Source organism: Ruegeria profundi, from assembly GCF_020171505.1.
GTDB lineage: Bacteria > Pseudomonadota > Alphaproteobacteria > Rhodobacterales > Rhodobacteraceae > Ruegeria > Ruegeria profundi.
The window spans coordinates 45885-69517 of record NZ_JAIUZS010000005.1 but is presented as its reverse complement, the minus strand read 5'-3'; the positions used below and the strand labels follow the sequence as shown (position 1 = coordinate 69517).

Here is a 23633-nt window from a genome sequence, read left to right as displayed (position 1 = left end):
GATCAACTCACATCGGTTGGATTGTGATGACTCAGGGCGCAAAAAACACACTAACTGCACCCTAAGGAGCGTGTCATGTTCAAAGGCTCAATGCCGGCCCTCGTCACCCCGTTCAGCAACGGCGAGTTGGACCTGAAAACGCTCAAACACTTGGTGGAATGGCAGATTCAGGAAGGCTCGACCGGGCTGGTGCCCGTTGGCACCACCGGCGAGAGTCCGACGCTGGGCCATGATGAGCATGAAATAGTTGTTGAAGAGGTGGTCAAAGCCGCAGCCGGTCGTGTACCCGTCATCGCCGGGGCAGGTTCGAACAACACGGTTGAGGCGATCCGGTTCGTGCGATTCGCGCAGAAGGTTGGTGCTGATGCGGCGCTGGTTGTGACTCCATACTACAACAAGCCCACCCAGAAGGGTTTGATCATGCATTACCGCGCCCTGCATGATTGCGCGGATATTCCGATCATCATCTACAACATCCCCGGCCGGTCAGTGATCGACATGACGCCTGAAACCATGGGTGAGCTTGCCAAGCTGCCGCGTATCATCGGCGTCAAGGACGCCACCGGTGATCTGGCCCGTGTCAGCCAGCAACGCGCGACCTGCGGGCCGGACTTTTGCCAATTGTCGGGTGAGGACGCCACGGCGTTGGGTTTCAATGCGCATGGCGGCGTCGGCTGTATCTCGGTCACCGCAAACGTCGCGCCGAGGCTGTGCGCCGAATTCCAGCAGGCCACATTGGACGGCGACTATGCCAAGGCGCTGGCGTATCAGGATCGTCTGATGCCCTTGCACGAGGCGCTTTTCATCGAACCGGGACTTGCCGGAGCGAAATACGCGCTGAGCAAGCTGGGCCTGTGCAGCGAGGAAGTGCGTTCGCCCCTGACAACGTTGGAAACCAGTACCAAAGCAGCGATTGACGCGGCGATGGCGCACGCGGGGCTTGTGAAATAGGGAACTCGGGCCTGTTTTGATCTCTGCAGGCTCTAATCGCTCATAACGCTTTCCAGGTGCCGGGTCTTGTCTGGATTGCGCACCATGTAGATGGCGGCGATTTCGCCCTTTTCGATGTTTACCAAGGTCGCTTGCAAAGTGCCGCCCGGCTCGCGATTGATGATCGCGGGTAAGCCGTTCAGCTGACACGCAACCCAGTGAGCGGGCTGGGTTGCGGTAGGTTTACGAGACAATCCGGCAAAGAACCGAACGACCTTATCCCGCCCGACAATCGGGTTCAGGGTCGCGATGATTTTTCCTCCGCCATCCGAATGGAGTTGGACATCGCGTGACAGCAAATCAGTCAGGTGTTTCGTGTTACCGGTTTTGGCTGCGCTGAAAAACGCATTGGCCAGTTCCTGACCGTGTTCGCGGTCAACACGGGCGCGGGGCTTCATGTGTTCGATGTGTTTCCTGGCGCGGCTTACAAGTTGGCGGCAACTGCTGTGACTACGCTCAAGCGTTTTGGACAAATCATCGTACGAGCACTCAAAAACGTCATGCAAAAGAAAGGCGGCGCGTTCCAGGGGTGACAATCGCTCTAGCGTCATCATCAGCGCGACCGAGACATCGCGGTCAAGCCGCTCTGTTGCGTCGTCGGTGACAAGCGGTTCCGGCAACCACTCACCCGGGTATGCGTCACGGATGGCCCGCGCCGCGCGCAAATGATCAAGGCATAGTCTGGTGACGACCCGGATCAGGTAGCCGGTTTCGTCCCGTACCTTTTCTACATCGACACGTTGCCAGCGCAGATAGGCGTCCTGAACGATATCCTCGGCATCGCTGACCGATCCGAGCATACGATATGCAACCGCTAAAAGACGCGGTTGCAAGTCAACGAATGCCCGATCCCCGGGCTGTGTATGTGATCGGGTCACGCGGCCACTTCTTTGGCTTTGGGGTGCGGAACCGCGAAACCGATGGCCAAGCGATTCCACGCGTTGATCTGGGTGATCACCAAAGTCAGTGCCACCTGGTCATGTTCCGAAAACTGAGCAGCCATGGCGTTATAGACGTCATCAGGGACGCGGTTGGTTTCAACTCGTGTCAGGGCTTCGGCCCACGCAAGCGCGGCACGTTCACGGTCTGAATACAGCGACGACTCGTGCCATGCGTTCAACAGGTGCAGGCGATCTTCGGTTTCACCGTTGGCGCGGGCGTCATGTGTGTGCATGTGAATACAATAGGCGCAGCCGTTGATCTGCGACACCCTAAGCTTGATCAGTTCTTTCAAACTGTGTTCCAGCCCGGATGCGCTCAGGCGTTCTTCCATATCGAGCATGGGTTGAAGCAAGTTGGGGGCGACGGCAAAGTGATTGATCCGAGGGGACATCGTATTCTCCTGCTTTTGAAGTTAACAAAAACAGGACATGCGTGGCACCGGGTTTGTGACAGGGTCAGAGAAAAAAATCCCATAAGATCTTTTCCGGTCAGCGTTTGCCATAGTACAACCCGACCACATGCTCGGCCTGCGCAAAGAACAACCACCGAGACGTGGCGACCCCGGCAAGATGTGAAAGGACAGCCAGAAGGGCCAAAACGTGTTTTACTGCGGTGCTTTCAACCGGCGGCACGATTAAAAGCAGCGGAAGACCGAAAGCCAGGCTGAACGCTATCAAGCGCAGTTTTTCGGCATGTTTGCGACCGACCACGTAAACGAATTCGCGAAGTAAGTAATTCGTGCCTGTATGTGGTGGCTCGAATGCACGGACATTGCCGCGCGAACCAAGCCCGGTAGCAGTTCCCAGATCGGTGCCGGACTGCTTTAGCGCATTGTCTCCCTTCCGCCAATATAGCACCTGAACCGCAGCAGCGATCGACAAAAGCGGTATGGCCAGAGTGATTTGCCCTGCCAAGAGGGCTCCTCCGGCAAGGCTGAAGCTTAGGAACATGGCCGGCGTCAGGTTCATGTTCCACCTCGGGATCGTCTTTAGCTGGGTATAGATCATCGAGGTTGTAAAAACCGTCGCCAGTGAAAACGCCGCGCCGAGGACGCCAAGACCGCCCCAGCGCTGCCCGAAGAATACGGCGCCGATCGCGTAAAGCCCCATAACCAGCAGCGCAATGACGGCGCACCAGCCTTCGCGGCTGAGCCAGCTTGATCGCCACTGCGTGAACGCTTTCCATGCGCGTTCGGGATGACCCAGATGAAATGTCGAAGCCAGAAGGCCGCAGACGGAGAGCCCATAGGCGATCAGGTAGAAAACGAAAGCCACCCAGCCCGTGACGTCCGGCATGCCGAGGCCCAGGAAAAACAGCAGTCCAAAGCCGAGACCAGACAAGGTGGTAAATAGGATGACGGAAGGGGCCGGGTGCATCAGAGCTTCTCCAATGTCTTGTCCAGCCAGCCCAGAAAGCCCTTGGGCTCGTCGGCGACGGGGGCCAGAAGCGGGGCCAGAATGTCGATCTGGTCCTCGATCTGATCTTTTGGCCGCGGTGGCAGGTATTTGTTGACGGGTTTGGTGCCCATTTCCGGCATCAGGTCCATGCCTTCGCGTTCGGCCACCAGTTTGCTGACGTCGCTGTCGGGATCACCAAGGTCGCCGAAATGGCGGGCACCGGCCGGGCAAGTGCGCACACAGGAAGGCACGCGGTCTACTTCCGGCAGGTTTTCGTTGTAGATGCGGTCAACACACAGCGTGCATTTCTTCATCACCCCTTCGGCCATGTCCATTTCGCGCGCTCCATACGGGCAGGACCACGCGCAAAGGCCACAGCCGATGCAGTCGCTTTCATTCACGAGGACAATGCCGTCTTCAACGCGCTTGTAGCTGGCGCCGGTAGGGCAGACAGTCACGCATGGCGCGTCCTCGCAATGCAGGCAGGATTTGGGGAAATGGATAAGCTGGGCAGGTCCGTCTTTTGGCTGCACCTCGTATGAGTGCACACGGTTCAGGAAAGTACCCGATGGGTTTGCCCCATATGCATCCTGATCGGACAGCGGCGCGCCGTAGTTCTCGGTATTCCAGCCTTTGCATGAGATGACGCAGGCATGGCAGCCGACGCAAGTGTCAAGGTCGATGACCAGTCCCATTTTACGGTTGGTGGATTCGGGAAGCTGGGTCATATCAGGGAACCTCGGCTGTGGTAGGCGGGGGAGGGGGCCAGCCCCCTCTTGAGCCTGCGGCTCAATTCACCCCCGGGATATTTTTGGCCAGATGAAGGGCGGATCCGGGTCATTTGCCAACCTTCCATGCAAGATCTTTCGGACCGGTGCCTACTGGGGATTTTATAGGGGCAAATTCGGGCTGGCTTTCGGCATCGCTGGGGGCTTCGGCTTTTTCGATTTTGACTTTCAGGTCGAACCACGCGGCCTGACCGGTCACCGGGTCAGAATTGGCCCATCGCATCCCATCCCCTTTTGGTGGCAGCAATTCGTGAATTAGGTGGTTCAGCAAAAAGCCTTTGGTGGCTTCCGGTGCATCCTCTTGCAATGCCCACGCGCCTTTGCGTTTGCCGATGGCGTTCCATGTCCAAACGGTGTTCTCGTTCAAAGCGGCCATTTCCATGACGGGTACTGTGATCTCTCCGTGCGGGGACGTAACCTTGGCCCAGTCGCCATCCTTCAGCCCGTGTTCGCGCATCAGCTTGGTTGGTACGTATAGCGGGTTGCGGCCATGCAACTGGCGCAGCCATGCGTTCTGAGTGCCCCAACTGTGATACATAGCCATTGGTCGCTGGGTCAGGGCGTTAACCGTAAAGCCTTCGTTGCCCTGCTGATCGGTTTCATACCAGATGGGCAGCGGGTCCATTGCGTGTTGAACCCGTTGGCGCAGATGATCGGGGGGTTGGCAGTCGCCATACCCCTCGGCGGCCAGTTGAAACTTGCGCATAGGTTCCGAGTAGAGCTGAAACAGGTAAGGCTGGGGGCTGTCATACAGCCCCATACCCACTGCCCAGTCCTGATAGGCCGTGTTCCAGGGTTTGTAGTAATCCGCACCTTTCGGGATATGCGAGACGAAGAAGCCGCCGTTTTCGATGTAGCGGTTTAGCTGGTCTGGGTTGACCTCACCACGCCCGACCTTGTCACCGTTGCCGCGAAACCCGGCCAAAGGTCCGATACCCGGTTTACGCTCGTGGTTGACGATGTAATCGGCGTAGTCCTTCCACTTGGGTGTACCGTCCGCGTTGGTGAAACCGGGCAGGCTCATGCGGTTGGCCAGTTCGATCAGCACCGACTGAAAACCACGTACGTCTCGGTCGGGTTCTACGACGGGCCAGCGGATCGCGTCGGCTGCGGCGTCGGCCTCGCAGATCGGACGATCCAGCAACGAGATACAGTCGTGACGTTCCAGATAGGTCGTGTCAGGCAGGATCAGGTCCGCATAGGCAACCATTTCCGAGGAATATGCATCAGAATAGATTATGCGTGGGATAACATATTTTCCATCCTCGTTTCGGGTGGTCAGCATCTCCATCACGCCCTTGGTGTTCATGGAGGAGTTCCACGACATGTTCGCCATGTACATGAACAGCGTGTCGATTTTGTACGGATCTCCTGCCGCGGCGTTCGAGATCACCATATGCATCAGGCCGTGGGCCGACATCGGGTTTTCCCAGGTAAACGCCTTATCAATGCGCTGGGCGGTGCCGTCCTCGTTGAGCAGCAAATCCTCGGGGCCGCGTGGAAAGCCGAGGTGCGGGCCCTCTAATGGGCGTCCCGGTCGGCGATCGCCATGCGGGGTGGGGTGTGCCTCGACCGGTTTCGGATAGGGCGGTTTAAAGCGGAATCCGCCTGGAACCTCGACCGTCCCCAGCAGGATTTGCAACACGTGCAGGGCGCGGCACGTCTGGAAGCCGTTGGCATGGGCCGAGATGCCACGCATGGCGTGAAAGCTGACCGGGCGGCCGATCATCTTCGCATGTCTCTCGCCCCGGAAATCGGTCCATTCGTGGTCCAGCTCGATGGCCTCGTCAAAGGCGACGCGGGCTATCTCGGCTGCGATGGCGCGAATGCGCTTGGCGGAAATGCCGCAGCGTTCGGCCACGGCTTCGGGCGCGTGGTCGTCGGTCAGGTACTTCTCGGCCATCAGGTGGAAGACCGGGCGGTGGGTGATGCCGTCCTTTTCGTAGGTCGCCGACAGATCGGGCCGGACGCCCGGTTTGTCGAAAGCGGCCGGCTTACCGGTGGTGCGGTCGATGACCAAAGGCTTGCCGTCGGCGTTGCGCAGGAACAGGCCCTTCTCAGGCCCCTCGGTAGTATTCACCAGAACTGGCGCGTTGGTGTAGCGGCTGAGGTAGTCCAGATCGATCTTACCTGCCTTCATCAGGACGTAGATCAGCGACAGGATGAACAACCCATCGGTGCCCGGCGTGATCCCGACCCAGTCATCAGCAACGGCGTTATAGCCCGACCGGATCGGATTTACCCCAATCACCCGCGCGCCGCGCGCCTTGATCTTGCCAATACCCATCTTAATCGGGTTGCTGTCATGGTCCTCGGCCACGCCGAACAGCATGAACAGCTTGGTGTGATCCCAATCCGGTTGGCCAAATTCCCAAAACGCGCCGCCCATAGTATAGATACCGCCCGCCGCCATGTTGACCGAGCAGAACCCGCCATGCGCCGCGTAGTTCGGCGTGCCGAAATTCTGTGCCCAGAAGGACGTGAAGCTTTGGCTCTGATCCCGCCCCGTAAAGAACGCCAGCTTTTGCGGAGCAGTCTCGTGCAACTCGTTCAGCCAACCGACTGCGGTGCTGATCGCTTCGTCCCACTCGATTTCGCGGAACTCACCTGATCCACGCGGACCGACGCGCCGCAGTGGTTTGCGCAAGCGCGACGGTGCGTTGACCTGCATGATCCCTGCGCTACCCTTAGCGCACAGAACGCCTTTGTTCACCGGGTGGTCGCGGTTGCCCTCGATATAGGCGACTTTACCGTCTTTCATATGCACGTTTATCCCGCAGCGGCAGGCGCACATGTAGCAGGTGGTCTGCCGAACTTCGTCAGAGACTTTCGGCGAAAGATCAAGGTCTGGTTGCTGGCTCACGTGCTGGCTCTCCGGTGTGTGTCCCGTTGCGGTGCCTCTGCATTCAACAGGCGCAGCGTATCGCGTGCAATCTGCTTTTCTTCATCGGCGGGCACAACATGATTGGGGACCTGCCCAAAAAAGGACAGGTGTTGCATGATGTTGTGTCGGATGAGTTCCGCATTTTCACCGATGCCCCCGGTGAAAGCGACCGCATCCAGCCCGCCCATCGCGACAATTGCGCTTCCGGCGTGGCGTGCGGCCCAGTAACAGAAGTGATCAACCGCAAAGCGTGCCGCGTCGTCGTCGCGGCTTAGAAGTTCGGCCATGTCATTTGTACCGGCCAGCCCCCTCAACCCACTTTGCGTGTTGAGTATCTTGTCGGTCTGTTCCAGCCCATATTCCTGAACCAGCCGCAAAACCGCCATGCCATCAATGGCGCCGCTGCGGGTGCCCATTGTTAACCCGTCCAGCGGGGAATAGCCCATACTGGTTGCCATGCTTTTCCCATTGAGAATGGCGCACAGGCTGGCCCCGTTTCCCAAGTGGAATGCAAGTAAACGCGACGGCAACGCATCACCAAAGTGTTCAACCAGTGCCGCATAGCTGAGCCCATGAAACCCACTGCGTCGCAAGCCGAGCGAGCGGGCTTGTTCGGGCAGGGCGTATGTCGTCGCGACGGTAGGGTTGCTGGCGTGAAAGGCCGTGTCGAAACATGCGAACTGCCGCAGGTCGGGCATTTTGTTCGCCAGACTTTGGATGGCCGTCAGGTTGTGGGGGTTGTGCAGCGGGGCCAATGGAATGCAGGCGGCGATCTGATCCAGCACGGTTTGCGTCAGCCGTGTTGGCTGCGTCAGTTCGGTGCCGCCATGGACCACGCGGTGACCGGCTGCGCTGAGGTCTGACAGGCTGATACCTTGCTCCTCCAACGCCTCTAACACTTTAGTCAGAGCTACCGCGTGGTCGGGTGCTTCGACACTGGCGGTGATGTCGCCAAGTTTCAGCCGCGCGGCACCGCCGATTTCCGTAACCGCAGCGGACAGGGCCGAGGTAAGGTCAAGCTTGAAAAGCTCAACCTTGATCGAGGACGATCCTGCATTGACGACAAGGATCATAGATCCCGGCACGTCAGTTTGTGCATAGGTCCGGTTTCGGTCAATCAAAGGCTCCTGTTGTGGAAGCAGGCAAGCATAGGCTTGCCTGACCGTTCAATGTTGCGGTGCCATATCTGCCGCGTCGACTCCGGCGACTGCAACTGGCTTTTTCATCGCGTCGCGGCGGAACGGCTCACCCAATTCCTGATTGATCATGACTTCAATTAGGGTTGTCGTGCCATTCTTCTGATCTTCGATCGCCTGTTTCAGCGCTGCGGTCATTTCGTCCATGGTGCGGGCGACGACACCCTTGAGGCCACAGGCCTGCGCGATGCCGGCATAGGATACCTTGGTGTCCAGCTCGGTTCCCACGAAGTTGTCGTCGAACCAGAGGGTCGAGTTGCGCTTTTCCGCGCCCCATTGGTAGTTGCGGAAAACCACCTGTGTCACGGCGGGCCATTCCTCGCGGCCGATGGCGGTCAGTTCGTTTACAGCGATGCCAAACGCGCCGTCACCGGCAAAGCCCACGACCGGCACATCCGGACAGCCGATCTTGGCACCGACGATGGCGGGCAAGCCGTAACCGCAGGGGCCGAACAGGCCGGGCGCAAGGTACTTCCGGCCGTCATCAAAGGATGGATAGGCGTTGCCGATGGCGCAGTTGTTGCCGATGTCCGAGCTTATGATGGCCTCTTTCGGCAGGGCCGCCTGTATTGCGCGCCATGCCATGCGGGGGCTCATCCAGTCGGGCTTGGCCGCGCGGGCGCGTTCATTCCAGGTGGTGCCGGGGTCGTCGTCTTCGTGATCCATGCTGGAAAGCTGCTGAGCCCAGGCAGATTTCTTCTGCGCGATCTTTGCCTTGCGGTCCGCGCGGCCTTCATCACCGGCGGTGTCGCTGAGCTGGGCCAGAATGCCCTTGGCCACTTTGGCCGCGTCCCCGATAATACCGACCGTGACCTTCTTGGTCAGGCCGATACGATCGGGGTTGATGTCAACCTGAATGATCTTGGCATCGGCTGGCCAATATTCCATGCCGTATCCAGGCAGAGTTGAGAACGGGTTCAAACGGGTGCCCAAACACAGAACCACATCGGCTTCGCTAATCAGCTCCATCCCGGCCTTCGAGCCGTTATAGCCCAGTGGTCCAGCAAACAGAGGGTGCGAGCCGGGGAACGCGTCGTTGTGCTGGTAGCCAACGCAGACCGGTGCGTCCAGACGCTCGGCCAAAGCTTTTGATGCCTCGATCCCGCCTTCGGACAGAACCACGCCCGCTCCGTTCAGGATGACGGGGTTCTTGGCGTTCGACAGCAGTTCGGCGGCTTGCGCAACGGCGGTCTCACCGCCCGAGGGGCGTTCGAACTCGACAATGGCAGGCAGTTCGACATCGATGACCTGAGTCCACATGTCACGCGGTATATTCAACTGGGCCGGGGCACTTGCACGTTTGGCCTGCATGATCACGCGGTTCAGAACCTCGCAGACGCGGGTCGGATCGCGGACCTCTTCCTGATAGGCAACCATGTCTTCGAACAACTTCATCTGCTCGACTTCCTGGAAGCCACCTTGTCCGATAGTCTTGTTCGCCGCCTGCGGGGTGACCAGCAACAGCGGGGTGTGGTTCCAGTACGCGGTTTTCACGGCCGTCACGAAGTTGGTGATGCCGGGGCCATTCTGCGCGATCATCATCGACATCTTGCCGGTCGCGCGGGTGTAACCGTCGGCCATCATTCCGGCGCTGCCTTCGTGCGCGCAATCCCAGAACATGATGCCGGCCTTCGGGAACAGGTCCGATATCGGCATCATGGCCGAGCCGATGATGCCAAAGGCGTGCTCGATACCGTGCATCTGCAAAACCTTCACAAAGGCTTCTTCTGTGGTCATCTTCATCTGAGCGATCTCCGAGAATAAGTGGAACGGCGGGGCGGTTTGCGCTGCCTTTGCCTACGGTTTTGGCGTAAGGGAAGGAGCTGCGTTAGGGCCAGAACGGGTGGCGGATTAGGTCCAGTCTGGTGTTAGCTTGCGCGTATGGCATCAGCGATCAGCTTGACGCCCGGATCGATCCGATCCTGCCGGATTGAGGAATAGCCAAGGCGGTAGAAATTCTTTGGTTTGTCCAACCCAGCAAAGAAAGACGCCCCGGGTTCTATATGGACACTCTGGCCCTGCAGGGTATGGGCCAATTGCGTTGTGTCGACATGGTCAGGCACTGACATCCACAGGGACGAGCCGCCCATGATCCCCCGTCCGGCGACGGTCAGACCGTGTTCCTCTATTGCTGTGTCCAATGCCTCGCGCCGCTGTGCCAGCGCCTTAGACATGCGCCTGATTTGCGCGTCGTAGTGGCCCAACGACAGGAAATAGGCTGTTGTGCGCTGAATATGGCCCGGCGGGTGACGCAGCACCAGGGAACGCAGCGCGCGCGCTTCGCGGATGAACGGTTCGGACCCGACCATGTATCCCAAGCGCAATCCGGGAAAGATTGATTTCGAAAAGCTGCCAACATAGATCACGCGGCCATCCCGGTCCATCGACTTCAGCGCAGGAGAAGGGGCACCCAGAAAGGCCATCTCGAATTCATAATCGTCTTCGACCACGATTGCATCCAGGTCCCGTGCGCGCTCCAGCAGCTTGGTCCGGCGGTCAACGGGCATTGTTGCGGTTGTGGGGCATTGATGGCTGGGGGTCGTGAAAATGACATCGGTGCTGTCTGGCAAAGCATCAGGCGGCAATCCATCTCGGTCAACGGGCAGGGCGGTCACGATGCAATCCCAAGGGTCTAACAGACTGCGGAGGGCATAATAGCAGGGATCTTCGATCACGGCAGTCCGATTGCGGCTCAGCAAGATTCGAGAGGCCAGCCATAGCGCATTCTGCGCCCCCATGGTGATCAGAATCTCTTCGGGGCGGGCGGCTATGCCGCGGCGGGGCAAGGTGTGGCGGGCGATGAACTCAACCAGCAGGGGATCATCCTGATCGACATAGTCGGCGGTCAGGGTATCGAACTCTTTGTGCCCAAGCGCACGCACGGCGCACAGGCGCCAGTTGGCGTGGTCGAACAGCGACTGGTCGGCCTGACCGTAGATGAAGGGATAGCGATAGCTGCGCCAGTCGGCCGGTTTCGCAAGCACATCCCCGCCCGAAAATCGACGGGCAAGGGCAGCGTCCCAGTCAACTGTTTCCGTCCCGCGCTGGACAGGCGTGTATTTGGGCGGTACCGGTGCGTTCTGCGAAACAAAATACCCCGACCGCCCTTTTGCCGTGAGGTAGTCATTGGCAAGCAATTCCGTATATGCCAGCGTCACCGTGATGCGACTTACCCCCAGATGGGCGGCCAGTTTGCGCGACGAAGGTAGCTTTTCACCGACGTGAAAACGCCCGGACAGAATGCCCTCGGCAATCATCTGCTGGATTTGGGCTTGCAGAGTGCCTTGCCCGTTGAGCTCAAGAAAGAATGTATCGACCGATATTGCCATGAGCCTTTATAGTTTGGACTTACGGGGTGGGCAATCTGGACTTATGCCCTTTCGATAAATCCTGCGTCAGGTGATTGACTGAGAAATTCGATTACATTAAATAACTAGAAAACTAGTTTAATGGAGTAAGCGAATGTGGGAAACCGCGGCAGCAGGATTTTCGGCCATGGGATCAGAGGCCCGGTTGAAGGTTCTAAGGACTCTGGTCCGGGCTGGGCAGGCTGGGCTGACAGTTGGTGAAATACAGGAACGGACGGGAATCGCGCCGTCGACACTGGCGCATCACCTCCGGTTTCTGGCCGCTGGTGGGGTGGTCGAACAAGAGAAGGCCGGGCGCAGCACGATCAATCGGGCCTGCTATGACGAGCTGAGAAATCTGGCGCAGTTCATCCTTGCGGAATGCTGCGCGGACGAAGTGGGAAAGGCCGCGAACGATGGCTGAATTGACGCAAAACCCCAAAGTGCCTGTAAAGGCGCTTGAACTGATCAAAACCCCATGGGCGCTGATCGTCGCGATCCTGATAGCCGTCGCGCTTTTGGACCCCGGCAACTGGATTGAGGTCGTTACCTTTGCCGGCAAGGCATTGGCCCATACCGGCCAGTACATACTGTTTGCTGTTCTGCTGCTGTCCTATCTCAAGGCAACAGGGGCCGAGGTCATGGTCGCGCGGGCGTTTGAGGGGCGCGAGACTCGGATGATTTTCCTTGCCGCCGTCTTTGGTGGATTGGCCCCGTTCTGTTCCTGCGAGGTCATTCCGTTCATCGCTGGTCTGCTGGCGCTGGGTGCGCCGCTTTCTGCCGTGATGGCGTTTTGGCTTAGCTCACCCTTGATTGACCCGCCGACATTGCTGATCACTGCGGGCGCTCTTGGATGGCCCTTTGCGATCGGTAAAGCCGTCGCGGCGGTCGCGCTGGGTTTGTTCGGCGGCTTCGTCGTGCGCGGCCTGATGCGATCGGGCGCTTTTTCCGCGCCTCTGCGCGAGTATAAACCGGCTAGCTGCTGCGGGTGTGGGCCCAAGCAGGATGACAAACCGGTTTGGAGGTTCTGGCAAGAACCCGACCGTCGTCAGCGGTTCCGCGCTGAGTTCGTGCATAACGGTCTGTTCCTGCTGAAATGGCTGGCCTTGGCCTATGTGCTCGAGGCGTTGCTGGTCAACTACGTTCCGGCTGACATGATTGCCAACGTGGTGGGCGGCGAAGGGGTCATGCCCATTGTAATCGCCGCGCTGGTCGGGATGCCCGCCTATCTGAACTCATACGTTGCGCCGCCACTCTTGGCCGGTCTAACAGAACAGGGGATGAGCGCAGGTGCAGCAATGTCATTCATGATCGCAGGTGCCGTCAGCTCGATCCCGGCCATGGCCGCAGTCTGGTCGTTGGTCAAACCCAAGGTCTTTGCAACCTATCTGGGTCTGGGTGTCACCGGGGCGATCATTGCCGGTATTCTTTTCCAGATGATCTAAAGGAAAAACCGCCCGGAGATGCCTCCGGGCGGTTTTGCTTATTGGTTGGCCTCGCAGAGGCTCGGCTGTTTAAAGCGGTACCGTGGTTCTCCGCTTTCGACGAACACGCGTTTTTCCACGCATGCAGTGGTACCAACGGTTCGTGCAATATGCTCTTTGGGTTCGTTGATCGAGATGGCCGAGCCATCTGGAAGCTGAACGGAGGCAATGACACCGAATTTCAGATCCCCATTCACAGGCGTCGCTGAAAGAACCGGAACGGTCAGATACGCCTCATGTTCATGCGTGCCATCGTCATTCAGCACCAAAAGCGCCGTTGCAATCGAGATGGTGCCGATGACCGCCAACACCAGCAAACCCCAGGTTTTCAGAAACGCATAGATTGATACAGCGCGGTGCGGGCCAAAGATCTTGGACAGGATGGTCAGCATGGGTTCCCCACGAAAACACCCCAGCCTTTACGGGCCGGGGCTTTCTGAGCATCAGGCGCGCTGATCGTCTTCGTCTTCTTCCTCGGCTCCGCCTTTTGGCAGATTGAAGAAGCTGTCGGCGTCGAGGATCGGCTCGTCCTCTTTTTCTTCCGCAGGTTCGTCGGACAGCGAGAACGTTTCCAGCCCTTCGATGGCTGTCGGAATCTTCGGCGCGGCGTCCATTTCCAACGACTGCTCGGTCGAAACCAGCTTGCGGCGCTCGTCATCGCTCATGACGCCACCTTCGGCAGCTTTCTTGGCGGCGGCTTTCTGAACGATCGCATCCAGCTCGGACTGTTTACACAGACCCAATGCAACCGGGTCGATGGGCTGCATGTTGGCGATGTTCCAGTGCGTACGCTCACGGATCGACTGGATGGTCGGTTTGGTGGTGCCAACCAGCTTTGCGATCTGACCGTCGCTGAGTTCGGGGTGGAACTTGACCAGCCACAGGATCGAGTTCGGGCGGTCCTGACGTTTCGACAGCGGCGTATACCGCGGGCCGCGGCGCTTTTCCTCGCCCGAGGCGGCCGGGTTGAACTTGAGCTTCAGCTTGTGCAGCGGATTGTTCTGCGCGGCGTCGATCTCATCCTGGGTCAGCTGGTTGTTGGCAATCGGGTCGAACCCTTTCACGCCAGCGGCCACATCGCCATCGGCGATACCCTGCACTTCAAGCTCGTGCATTCCTACAAAATCAGCGATCTGCTTGAAGCTGATCGTTGTATTGTCCACCAGCCATACGGCTGTTGCCTTGGCCATAAGCGGTTTTGCCATCAGCCCGTCTCCTATAAATACATCTGTCCCGTCGCCGGAATTCGGCGGCCCCGTGATCTTGGGGCAGGTTTCCGTTGTCGGGGAACTTCGGGTCTATATAGTCGCGGCAGGGCAAGAAGGAAAGAGGCGAATGCTGCGGCCTATTCTAGGACTGGTTCTGTGGGTGTTTGGCACTGTAACTGTGCTTGCCGAAGGCGAAAAGGCGGGAGAGTTTGACTACTACGTTCTGTCGCTCAGCTGGTCGCCCAACTGGTGCGCGCGCGAAGGCGATGCGCGCGGGTCAGACCAATGCGATGCGCGGCACGACCACGGCTGGATTCTGCACGGTCTTTGGCCGCAATATCACCAGGGTTGGCCTGCCTTCTGCCGCACGCCCGAGGCGCCCCCGTCGCGTGCGATGACGCGCGAAATGGCGGATATTCAGGGCTCGCCGGGTCTTTCATGGCACCAGTGGAAGAAACATGGCACCTGTTCGGGCCTGTCCGCAGCGGATTACTTTGAGTTGTCGCGAAAGGCTTATGCGCAGGTCGAACGCCCTGAGGTTTTCCGTCAGCTGGATTCGTCGGTCAAGCTGCCTGCTTCAGTGGTGGAAGAGGCGTTTCTGAAAGCCAATCCCGCGCTGGAGCGCGACATGATCACCGTCACCTGCAAACAAGGCTATATCGAAGAGGTCAGGCTGTGCCTATCGCGCGACCTTGAGCCTGTGCCTTGTGGCCGCGACGTGATCAAGGATTGCGCAGCCAAAGACGCGCTGTTCGATCCGATTCGTTAAAGCGTTCGGGTTTGGCATTCGCGAGCGTAATCCAACGCCTTGGCGGTGCCCTTGAGGTCAATCGCCATCACCACGTCACCTGTGGAGTTGTAAACGGTCATCGTCCTGTTCTGCGCAATGACGTCGACGAAACGTCGGTCGGTGAAGAACACGGTCGCGCCGGGCACACGGCCCTGATTAAATCCAATGGCAGTAGCGGCATAGCTCTTACTGTCCAGTTCGAACCGGATCGGATAGCTTTCGCCGTGCTCGATATCGCCCCAAGCCTTGTTGTAAACGGCGAAATACCCGCGATTGTCCAGCGCGTCATAGCCGATACGCACCACCGAAAGGTCCTGATAAACTGTCTGGATCAAGCACCCATTGCCAAGCGCGGGGTCCATCATGATGTTCCAGCCTTCGACAAATCCCTTGTCGATGAGTTCTTGAGACAGGGCGGCGGTTGCAGTGAAGGCGGCGAAGATGAGGGCGAATAGGCGGGTCATTGGGTGGTCCAAATTTTAGACATTCGAATTCCTCCAATAGCGGTTCATAGCATGACTTGGCTTTAGTCTTGATTTCGTCTCGGCTTCACTTCAGATCGAAAAGCGTTCATGTGGCCTTTTTGACGCGCAGCAGCACGCCATAGTCTTTTCCGCGCGTCATGTGGTTCCAGATGGGTATATTCACCACCTGAGAATATTGGCCAGTCTAGCGCAAGCCCTTGCTTCACGAGCTCTGCGGCAACGTCCGTGCCGTCTGGAAGCAGGCACTTTGCGACGATCCTGTCATAAGAAATCTCTTCTCTAATGAAAGCAGTGACAAGCGTGCCTTTACACATGCTGATCAGAGCAAATTTTGATTTTTTGCCCCACGGATGTTCTAGCTCGGGCGCGTCGATCCCTGCGATCCTAATCTTGGTTCCGCTGATCACGATTGTATCACCATCTATGACGTAGCACATACCCTTTATGGTTCTGGCTGTTGGCAGTTTCGAAACAGCGGCTGGTTCGGAAACGCGCGAATAGTCCCGTTTAATGGCTTTAGGAGTTCGAGGCTCGAAATGTGCGGCGCTCGCTCTTTGGTTCGACAAGCCGAATAAAGCGTCCAGTAATTTTTTTAACATCTGAATGGCTACTTCGATTGACTTGAGTAACACATAAAGATGCTAATTGATGAATGGCTTTGAAGTAAACTCTATAAAGAACTCGAAAGCGTTGCGTGTCTTAGCCTAAAGTTCCTTCCGCGCCCTGAGCGCCGCTGTAATCGTCCCGTCATCCAGATAGTCCAGCTCACCTCCAATCGGCACACCCTGCGCCAGTGAGGTCAGGCGGACCTGCCCCTCTAACTGATCCGCGATGTAGTGGGCGGTGGTCTGACCGTCGATGGTGGCGTTCAGGGCCAGGATGACCTCGGTGATCCCTTCGGCCGTGACCCGATCTTTAAGGCGGGGGATTCGGAGATCGTCCGGGCCGACGCCGTCCAAAGCGGACAGGGTTCCGCCCAGAACGTGATAGCGGCCTTTGAACACGCCCGCGCGCTCCATCGCCCAGAGGTCGGCGACATCCTCGACCACGCACAGCTCTCCGGTCGCGCGAGCCTCGCTGTCGCAGATGTCACAGATATCGGTGGTGCCGATATTGCCGCAGTTCAGGCACTCACGCGCGGTGGCTGCGACCTGCTGCATCGCGTCGGACAGCGGGGTCAGCAGCAGGGCACGTTTGCGGATCAGGTGCAGCACCGCGCGACGGGCCGAGCGGGGGCCGAGGCCCGGCAGCTTGGCCATCAGGTCGATCAGGTTGTCGATGTCGCTGTTCGAACTCACGGCGCGTGCTCCTGCAAATGGGCCGGGCAGGGTGCCCGGCCGATAATCCGTCAGGAGTGTCTATCAGAACGGCAGCTTGATGTCTGCGGGCAGGCCCATGCTTTCAGTCAGCTTGGCCATTTCAGCCTGCGCGCGCTCAGCAGCTTTGGTCTGCGCGTCCTTGATGGCGGCAAGGATCAGGTCTTCGACGACTTCTTTTTCGTCGCCGTTGAAGATCGACGGATCGATGTCCAGACCCTTTAACTCACCCTTCGCAGTGGCTGTGGCCTTGACTAGCCCAGCACCGGATTCGCCGACAACCGTGATGGTGTTCAGCTCTTCCTGCATTTCTGCCATCTTTGTCTGCAAATCCTGGGCGGATTTCATCATCTTGGCCATGTCGCCAAGACCGCCGAGTCCTTTGAGCATCGCTTTTCTCCTACAAATCGGTTTGTCGCTTAAATACGGGCGGCATCCGCGCCGCACAAGGGCACAGAGGCTCCCGCCCGTCGTCACGGTCTTTTGCAAAACCTTTCTTCCCGTCGGGTCCGGGTATGCCTAGTCTTCTTCAAACGGGTCCCACTCGTCTTCGACCTCGGGCAGCGCTTCGGTTTCGACCTTGGCCTTGCGCTGTTCCGGTGTTTCGATGCTTTTGATCCGCGCCTTGGGGAATTGGGCCAAAACAGCCTGCACCAAAGGATGTGCACGCGCCTCGGCTTTCAACGCTTCCTCTGCCGCGTTTTCCTTTTCGTAGATCGTCTCCCCACCGCCTTCGTTGACGACCGTGACCGCCCAGCGATTGCCTGTCCACCGTTGCAGGGCTGTCCCTAAACGCTGCGCCAATTGCGGAGAGGCACGTTCGGTCGGCTGGAATTCGATGCGTCCGGGCTGGTAGGCGACCAGCCTCAACGCGCGTTTGACCTCGTCCAGCAGGACGCCATCGCGGTTGGCGCGGATCAGATCGACCACGTGATCAAAGGTCGGGTAACGTGCCAGTGCGGTTTGCGCGTCCTGCGCCAAAGCGGCGCTTGGTGCGCCGGCCCCTCCGCGCATTGGGCTTGTGTAGGACGATGCCACCGGCGTCCGAGTGTGCGCGGCAGGTTGCGACGGCGCAGCCGCTCCACCGCCGGGTCCACCATTGGGCGGCGGAGGTGGCGCATCCTGCAAGCGCTTGATCAGTTCTTCGGGGCTGGGCAGGTCAGCCACATGGGTCAGACGGATCACGGCCATCTCAGCCGCCATCATGGCGTTTGGCGCAGCCGAGACCTCTTCAAGCGCTTTCAGCAGCATCTGCCACATCCGGGTCAGGACGCGCATTGGCAGTGCCTCGGCCATTTGTTGACCGCGCGCGCGCTCGTCCGGTGAGACTGTCGGGTCTTCCGCTGCGTCCGGCGTGATCTTAACCACGGACACCCAGTGGGTGATTTCCGCAAGATCGCGCAGCACGGCCAGAGGATCTGCGCCTTCGGCATATTGCGCCCCCAATTCGGTCAGCGCCGCCGCCGCATCACCACGCAAGATCATGTCCATCAGGTCCAGCACGCGCCCACGATCGGCCAGGCCCAGCATAGCGCGCACCTGGTCTGCACTGGTTTCACCCGCCCCGTGTGAAATTGCCTGATCCAGCAAAGAGGTTGCATCCCGCGCCGATCCTTCAGCAGCACGCGTAATAAGGGCCAGGGCGTCATCCGCAATCTGAGCGTTTTCGGCCGCCGCGATCTTGCTGAGCAGGCCGATCATGTCTTCGGGCTCAATCCGGCGCAGATCAAATCGCTGGCAACGCGACAAGACCGTCACTGGCACCTTGCGAATTTCGGTTGTGGCGAAGATGAACTTCACATGCTCGGGTGGTTCCTCAAGCGTTTTGAGCAGCGCGTTGAACGCACTCGTCGAAAGCATGTGAACTTCGTCGATGATATAGATCTTGTAGCGTGCGCTGGCGGCGCGATAGCGGACGCTGTCGATGATCTCGCGAATATCGTTCACGCCAGTTCGGCTGGCGGCGTCCATTTCCATCACGTCGACATGGCGGCCTTCCATGATGGCAACGCAATGCTCGCACTGACCACATGGTTCGGTTGTCGGCTTGCCTTGACCATCCGGACCGATGCAGTTCATGCCTTTGGCGATGATCCGCGCCGTGGTGGTTTTTCCGGTTCCGCGAATACCGGTCATGATAAAAGCTTGCGCGATCCGATCAGCCTCGAACGCGTTTTTCAGCGTACGCACCATCGCGTCCTGACCCACAAGGTCAGCAAAAGTTTCCGGGCGGTATTTGCGGGCAAGAACCTGATAGGCGGGGCTGGGCGTGTCGTTCATGTCTGCTCTGTCGGATTCGGTTCAGGACCGCAGCGTAGAGACCCCCGCGCCCCGCGTCCACAGCCACCTAGGATGAAAATTCGTTTGCAAGAATGTTTGTGCACCGTAGAAGCACAGATGAAAGAGGGGACGCGGTGCACAGGTTTGACATCCACCCAGTTCACGTTGGAAACGGTACTGTTGCCTTGTCGCCGCTGCCCGGCTGCGGCGATGGATACGCACGGGATTTCGTTGCTATCCGCGATTGGCGGCCTGGTCTTGTGATCTCGGTAACTACGACGGATGAAATGCTGCAAGAAGGCGCGATCAGATTGGGGGACGATCTGCGTGCAAATGGTGTCAGGTGGGTGCACTTGCCAATTGAAGATTTTGGCACTCCGACGCCGCCGATTGATACGGCTTGGGCCGATATAGGCGCAACAGTGTCGCGTATCCTATCCTGTGGGGGGCGGGTGCTGGTGCATTGCCGCGGAGGCTGCGGCCGCTCTGGTATGATCGTTCTGCGCCTCATGGTCGAACACGGAGAGAGCCCGGACACCGCGTTAAAACGGTTGCGTGCTGTGCGCAAATGCGCCGTCGAAACCGATAGCCAGATGCAATGGGCGGCCCGGCCCGTGATAGGCCACTAGGTCAGAGCGCCATTTGCCGGTCCATCGTAACGACAGGGTCTGTCGCAAGGGTCGTGACTTCCAGCATCGCGCAGGGCGGAGTGGTCAGCATTCCGGCCGGACGCGTGGCCGTGTCCGGGCCAAACATCATGTCCGCAAATGTCTCCAGCACTTCGAGAGGCGCATCTTCGGTGGCCCCGCAATAAATACGGATAAGGTCTTTTTGCGCTCTGAACCGTGCGACGCAGCCTTGCGGGCAATGGGAAAGCTCACTGTTGCCGTCGAATTCAAAATCAGGGGTCGTCGCCGGGACCGCGGTCTCAACCGCCCGCACGACCGAGCGCGCCATCTGCGCCAGTGCCGGACAGGGTTTGCCGGTTTTCTGACACACGGTTGCTGAGAATTGGTGTGTCTTTGTCTTCCAGATCATACCGCGCCCTCCGCGCATGGACCGGGGCATGGATCAGGTGTGACACCGTCTTGATGACCTGTCCGGGCGCCCCGCCCGAGTTTCGATTTTGTTTCGATGGCAGGTCTCCTGACTTGCGGGTCATCGCGTTGCCGACCTTCCCAACCTTGCGGCCAGTGGCGTTTCGGCATTGCTCACCGCTTACAGTTGCGGGGGCAGTCTCGGCCTTGGTCCGTTCCGATTTCACGGGCAGGACCGCACCGTGTTCCCTTTTCATCCCGCCCCGGGGTCCGGGGCAAGAACCATCAGCCCATCGCTAGCGGGTCAGTGTGGCTTGAGTCAAGCGACCTCTTGGTTTGGTGAGGGTACGTGGGGTCATGTTGAAACCCGATTGACTTGGCCCGGCAATCCATGCGGATACATCCGGTGAACTGATTGGTTCAGATAGAGGGTAGGATGCTGGATACCGAACAAGCCGTGCTGACCGAAGATTTTCTGATTCCGTCAGGTGAAACCGAATTGTCGGCTCGGCTATATCTTCCGATAGACACGCCCCGAACGGCCGTCGTCATTCACGGGGCAACCGGCGTGCCTCGGGACTACTACCAACATTTTGCGCGCTGGCTGGTTGCTGAGCAGGGCATGGCCTGCCTGACCTATGATTACAGCGACTTTGGCCATTCGCGGAACGGTCCGCTAAAGGCGGCGCGGGCCACGATGGCGGACTGGGCTTTGACAGATATGCCCGCAGCACGCGCCGAAATGCGAAAGCGATTTCCCGATGCGCAGCAATGGAGCATTGGCCATTCCATCGGTGGAATGTTGGGGCCGATTCAATCCGATCTGGATCAGATTGACCGTATGATTTGTGTCTGTTCCGGGTTGGTCACAGTGTCGGATCACCCGTGGCCGTACCGCGGCCTTGCCTTGCTGTTCTGGTACGGTCATGCCCCATTGGCCGTAAAAGCACTGGGCTATTTACCGGGCAAGGCGCTGGGTTTCGGGTCAGATTTGCCCGCGTCAGTGTATTGGCAGTGGCGCGGATGGAGTACCGCACCGCGCAACTATCTGCCCGAAATCGGGGTGACCCTGCCCGACGCTCGCGAAGCGCCGCCAGACACATCCGTGGATCTTTTTACATTCGACGATGACGATGTAGTGCCGCCAAAGGCGGTTTGGCGGTTGGCCGGTCTTTTCGGACCCAAAGCGCGCCGGCATGTATTGTCTCCGGCTAAGCTTGGATTGCCCAAGGTAGGACATATCGGAGCTTTTGCCCGTCGCAACGCCGCAGTCTGGCCGCGATTGATTGCCTAGGCCGGACGCGCACAGAGAAATGGCGAGGATGAAGTGAGAGGTTGGACATCGACCCAAGCGGGGCTCGTTGTGGCTGCTTCCTTCCGGACCTGACCAGGTTGGCGAGGCGCTCGCCCGCGCCAACCTCTCACGCAGGGATATAGGCAAACTTCTAGCGAAACACAACCCGTCAGAGCGTCAATCGGATAAGCAAAAAACCCTCATCATCGGTTCCGATGACTTGAGGGTCAAAACTATCCAGTTCCGCGATATGAGCTTGTGCTTTTGGACTTGTCCGAAGCAGGCTTGTCGCACCCTGCACGGGCACAAAGGTAAACGGGTAGGGGGCAGCCTCGAGCGGGTCGCGCGACAAAGAGCCAGCTAGATAATCCTGCAGGGCGCGTTGAACAAGCAAGGGTGGCAGGGTTATGAGCTCTGCCGCTTCCATGAATCGGAAATGGCCACCGCCATTGGCGCGATGATTGTTCGACGCAACCACAAACCGCTGATCAGCGGTCAATGGCTGCCCCTTAAAACAAATGTTTCGAATACGTCGGTGAGAGGGGGAAATCAGATGCCCTGCCAAGTCAAAACGTGCGGGTTGCGAAAGGTCGATCCGATAGGTCAGACCCTGCAGAACGTCAAAATTGTACCCGGCCCGGTTTGTGTTGATCATATCGGCGTGCTGGCCGGGTTGAATGCGATTAAAAACACTCGCGGACATTTCCAGCCAATCCGTGACCTGTTTTCCGTTAACCAATACGGCCCGCAATTCATTGGGAAAGATACATAGATCGTTCACGTGGCGCACACATATCTGACCAGCTGGTATGTCAGTGAAATATCGCGGACCGGCGCGTCCTCCGACCTTGGACGGCGCGGCCGCAGACAGAACCGGCAAACCTGCAAACGGTGTCGTCTGCAAATAGGGCCTGACCGCTGCCGCTTGTGCAGCCGCCGTCAGAACAAGACCCCTGTCCGGGGCGCAAAAGCTGAAATAGCTGTGCAGGTGACGATCGGTCTGACCGATATGTTGTGCGGTGCGTCGCCGGGTTTCCAAGTGACCGGGGGCGAAAAGTTGCCTCAACACCGGGTCTTTTGCGACGGGCGCGGGCGACGCGCCGGATTTTGAAGGGCATACCGACCGCAGTTCGACATGGCTGTACCGCACGCGCCATTCGCTGCCCTCAAACCTGTTCAATTCCAGATCAACCAACCCAAGATTTGCGCCGGCCGCTCCGGGCATCACGACCGGCTTTCCATGTACCTTCCCCTGTTTCGCATCGACATGCGCAAAACCGTCATGTGCCTTTCCGGGCAACGTCAGGTGCGAATGTCCTGCGATCAAGGCATCAATCCCATCAAGGGCGGCCAGCGGTATGATGGCATTTTCTAGGTCGGAGTCCCCTTTCGTGGGGCCAATACCTGTATGCGCAAGGGCGATGATCAGATCACAGCCCAGGCTTTTAAGATCCGCGACCTTTTCTGCGGCGCATGCCAAAATCCCGTCCATGACAACCATTTTCCCCAGCTTATGCGCTTCCCATTTCGCAGTCTGTGGCGGAAGAACCGAAAAAACACCGACTCTCAGCGAAACTGGCTGATCCTTGTACAGACCCGTTTTGGTGACGATGGTGTGTCCCTTCCACGACGGGCTCGCATCCAGCCGGTGCGCATTGCTGCAAATCACCGGGCAGCCTGAGGCCGCGATCACTTGGTCGAGCGTATTCAAGCCGAAACTGAAGTCGTGGTTGCCCAGCCCAATGGCGTCATAACCAAGATCGCCAAACGCACGCATCAGGATATGAGGCGCGTTTTCCGGTTGTACCGCCCATTCCCCAAGCGGCGTACCTTGCAGCGAATCCCCGTTGTCAAACAGCAGAACCATGGCGCCCTGCGCCTCGGCTTCTTGCCGGGCATCACGGATCAGGTGTGCCGTGCGGGTGAAACCGATCGACGGGTCAGGTGTGTCTGAGTAATAGTCAAAGCCGCACAGGTTCATGTGAAGATCGGAGGTTGCAAGAATCCGTATCTTCAGCGGGGCGTTCGGTGGTCGGGGGGAGTGAGTCAAGCTTCTACTTCTGGATGTTGTATGTGCGCCATATTCTCCAAAAAGTATAATATGTGCAACTTGTAAGGTATGTCTGCGATCATCCGGCAGCCTGGGGTGTTCCGGTGCAAGAATTGCCATTGCAACATGGGGTCAGCCGTGGCAC

At 58.5% G+C, this 23633-nt stretch carries 23 protein-coding genes, 1 other RNA gene and 1 riboswitch; of the genes, 6 read left to right on the top strand and 18 right to left on the bottom strand.

Going from position 1 to position 23633, the window contains the following annotated elements; all coding sequences use genetic code 11:
* Nucleotides 1-75: 75 nt before the first annotated feature.
* Nucleotides 76-951 carry a 4-hydroxy-tetrahydrodipicolinate synthase gene (dapA, locus tag LCM21_RS12800; RefSeq protein WP_224890949.1) on the top strand — a complete coding sequence of 292 codons (876 nt, stop codon included), beginning with the start codon at nucleotides 76-78 and terminating at the stop codon, nucleotides 949-951.
* A gap of 32 nt (nucleotides 952-983) precedes the next feature.
* Here the strand turns inward: dapA and LCM21_RS12795 are convergent, their stop codons facing one another.
* The 8 genes from LCM21_RS12795 to pdxR form a co-directional block, all read right to left on the bottom strand.
* Nucleotides 984-1868 (bottom strand): sigma-70 family RNA polymerase sigma factor, encoded by an 885-nt coding sequence (locus tag LCM21_RS12795; RefSeq protein WP_224890948.1) that lies wholly within the window; start codon nucleotides 1866-1868, stop codon nucleotides 984-986.
* Nucleotides 1865-2323 carry a carboxymuconolactone decarboxylase family protein gene (locus LCM21_RS12790; protein ID WP_224890947.1) on the bottom strand — a complete coding sequence of 153 codons (459 nt, stop codon included), beginning with the start codon at nucleotides 2321-2323 and terminating at the stop codon, nucleotides 1865-1867. Before LCM21_RS12790 ends, LCM21_RS12795 begins: the two co-directional genes overlap by 4 nt.
* A gap of 97 nt (nucleotides 2324-2420) precedes the next feature.
* Nucleotides 2421-3308 (bottom strand): dimethyl sulfoxide reductase anchor subunit family protein, encoded by an 888-nt coding sequence (locus tag LCM21_RS12785; protein WP_224890946.1) that lies wholly within the window; start codon nucleotides 3306-3308, stop codon nucleotides 2421-2423.
* Nucleotides 3308-4057 (bottom strand): 4Fe-4S dicluster domain-containing protein, encoded by a 750-nt coding sequence (locus LCM21_RS12780; protein ID WP_224890945.1) that lies wholly within the window; start codon nucleotides 4055-4057, stop codon nucleotides 3308-3310. Before LCM21_RS12780 ends, LCM21_RS12785 begins: the two co-directional genes overlap by 1 nt.
* Nucleotides 4058-4166: 109 nt before the next feature.
* Nucleotides 4167-6980: a molybdopterin oxidoreductase family protein gene (locus LCM21_RS12775; protein ID WP_224890944.1), complete on the bottom strand. Its 2814-nt coding sequence runs from the start codon at nucleotides 6978-6980 to the stop codon at nucleotides 4167-4169.
* Complete coding sequence (locus LCM21_RS12770; protein ID WP_224890943.1) at nucleotides 6977-8074, bottom strand: acetate/propionate family kinase; 1098 nt, start codon at nucleotides 8072-8074, stop codon at nucleotides 6977-6979. Before LCM21_RS12770 ends, LCM21_RS12775 begins: the two co-directional genes overlap by 4 nt.
* Before the next feature lie 93 nt (nucleotides 8075-8167).
* Nucleotides 8168-9940 carry a sulfoacetaldehyde acetyltransferase gene (xsc, locus tag LCM21_RS12765; RefSeq protein ID WP_224890942.1) on the bottom strand — a complete coding sequence of 591 codons (1773 nt, stop codon included), beginning with the start codon at nucleotides 9938-9940 and terminating at the stop codon, nucleotides 8168-8170.
* Nucleotides 9941-10065: 125 nt separating this feature from the next.
* Nucleotides 10066-11526, bottom strand: coding sequence for a MocR-like pyridoxine biosynthesis transcription factor PdxR (gene pdxR, locus LCM21_RS12760; protein ID WP_224890941.1), 1461 nt, complete (start codon nucleotides 11524-11526; stop codon nucleotides 10066-10068).
* Nucleotides 11527-11659: 133 nt separating this feature from the next.
* Between pdxR and LCM21_RS12755 the strand changes: the two genes are divergently transcribed.
* Together LCM21_RS12755 and LCM21_RS12750 are read left to right on the top strand one after the other, a co-directional pair.
* A complete protein-coding gene (locus LCM21_RS12755) occupies nucleotides 11660-11968 on the top strand; it encodes an ArsR/SmtB family transcription factor (RefSeq protein WP_068337190.1) in 309 nt (102 codons plus the stop codon).
* Nucleotides 11961-12989 (top strand): permease, encoded by a 1029-nt coding sequence (locus LCM21_RS12750; RefSeq protein ID WP_224890940.1) that lies wholly within the window; start codon nucleotides 11961-11963, stop codon nucleotides 12987-12989. The genes LCM21_RS12755 and LCM21_RS12750 overlap by 8 nt, the downstream gene beginning before the upstream one ends.
* Before the next feature lie 38 nt (nucleotides 12990-13027).
* Here LCM21_RS12750 and LCM21_RS12745 read toward each other — a convergent pair whose 3' ends face one another.
* Nucleotides 13028-13420, bottom strand: coding sequence for a hypothetical protein (locus tag LCM21_RS12745; RefSeq protein ID WP_224890939.1), 393 nt, complete (start codon nucleotides 13418-13420; stop codon nucleotides 13028-13030).
* Nucleotides 13421-13471: 51 nt separating this feature from the next.
* Nucleotides 13472-14233 carry a DUF1013 domain-containing protein gene (locus LCM21_RS12740; RefSeq protein ID WP_068337200.1) on the bottom strand — a complete coding sequence of 254 codons (762 nt, stop codon included), beginning with the start codon at nucleotides 14231-14233 and terminating at the stop codon, nucleotides 13472-13474.
* 130 nt (nucleotides 14234-14363) lie between these two features.
* On the opposite strand from LCM21_RS12740, the gene LCM21_RS12735 reads away from it, so the two are divergent.
* Complete coding sequence (locus tag LCM21_RS12735; protein WP_224890938.1) at nucleotides 14364-15005, top strand: ribonuclease T2 family protein; 642 nt, start codon at nucleotides 14364-14366, stop codon at nucleotides 15003-15005.
* Here the strand turns inward: LCM21_RS12735 and LCM21_RS12730 are convergent.
* From LCM21_RS12730 to LCM21_RS12710, 5 genes are all read right to left on the bottom strand, one after another.
* Nucleotides 15002-15490, bottom strand: a complete 489-nt coding sequence (locus LCM21_RS12730; protein WP_224890937.1) for a hypothetical protein — start codon at nucleotides 15488-15490, stop codon at nucleotides 15002-15004. The two genes, LCM21_RS12735 and LCM21_RS12730, sit on opposite strands and share 4 nt — an antisense overlap.
* Before the next feature lie 62 nt (nucleotides 15491-15552).
* Nucleotides 15553-16143 (bottom strand): thermonuclease family protein, encoded by a 591-nt coding sequence (locus tag LCM21_RS12725; protein ID WP_224890936.1) that lies wholly within the window; start codon nucleotides 16141-16143, stop codon nucleotides 15553-15555.
* Between the two features lie 72 nt (nucleotides 16144-16215).
* Complete coding sequence (gene recR, locus LCM21_RS12720) at nucleotides 16216-16809, bottom strand: recombination mediator RecR (protein WP_224890935.1); 594 nt, start codon at nucleotides 16807-16809, stop codon at nucleotides 16216-16218.
* A gap of 63 nt (nucleotides 16810-16872) precedes the next feature.
* Nucleotides 16873-17217 (bottom strand): YbaB/EbfC family nucleoid-associated protein, encoded by a 345-nt coding sequence (locus LCM21_RS12715; RefSeq protein WP_068337214.1) that lies wholly within the window; start codon nucleotides 17215-17217, stop codon nucleotides 16873-16875.
* Nucleotides 17218-17346: 129 nt separating this feature from the next.
* Nucleotides 17347-19107, bottom strand: a complete 1761-nt coding sequence (locus LCM21_RS12710; RefSeq protein WP_224890934.1) for a DNA polymerase III subunit gamma/tau — start codon at nucleotides 19105-19107, stop codon at nucleotides 17347-17349.
* A gap of 134 nt (nucleotides 19108-19241) precedes the next feature.
* On the opposite strand from LCM21_RS12710, the gene LCM21_RS12705 reads away from it, so the two are divergent.
* Nucleotides 19242-19736, top strand: a complete 495-nt coding sequence (locus LCM21_RS12705; RefSeq protein WP_224890933.1) for a protein-tyrosine phosphatase family protein — start codon at nucleotides 19242-19244, stop codon at nucleotides 19734-19736.
* A 1-nt stretch (nucleotide 19737) separates the two neighbouring features.
* On the opposite strand, the gene LCM21_RS12700 is transcribed toward LCM21_RS12705, so the two are convergent.
* A complete protein-coding gene (locus LCM21_RS12700) occupies nucleotides 19738-20145 on the bottom strand; it encodes a hypothetical protein (RefSeq protein ID WP_224890932.1) in 408 nt (135 codons plus the stop codon).
* Between the two features lie 81 nt (nucleotides 20146-20226).
* A riboswitch (cobalamin riboswitch) is annotated at nucleotides 20227-20446 on the bottom strand.
* 134 nt (nucleotides 20447-20580) lie between these two features.
* On the opposite strand from LCM21_RS12700, the gene LCM21_RS12695 reads away from it, so the two are divergent.
* Entirely contained in the window at nucleotides 20581-21438 is an 858-nt protein-coding gene (locus LCM21_RS12695) for an alpha/beta hydrolase family protein (RefSeq protein WP_224890931.1), read from the top strand.
* A gap of 31 nt (nucleotides 21439-21469) precedes the next feature.
* On the opposite strand, the gene ffs is transcribed toward LCM21_RS12695, so the two are convergent.
* Together ffs and LCM21_RS12685 are read right to left on the bottom strand one after the other, a co-directional pair.
* Nucleotides 21470-21568: signal recognition particle sRNA small type (gene ffs / locus LCM21_RS12690), an RNA gene on the bottom strand.
* Nucleotides 21569-21607: 39 nt separating this feature from the next.
* Nucleotides 21608-23488: a bifunctional 2',3'-cyclic-nucleotide 2'-phosphodiesterase/3'-nucleotidase gene (locus tag LCM21_RS12685; protein WP_224890930.1), complete on the bottom strand. Its 1881-nt coding sequence runs from the start codon at nucleotides 23486-23488 to the stop codon at nucleotides 21608-21610.
* Nucleotides 23489-23633 lie beyond the last annotated feature (145 nt).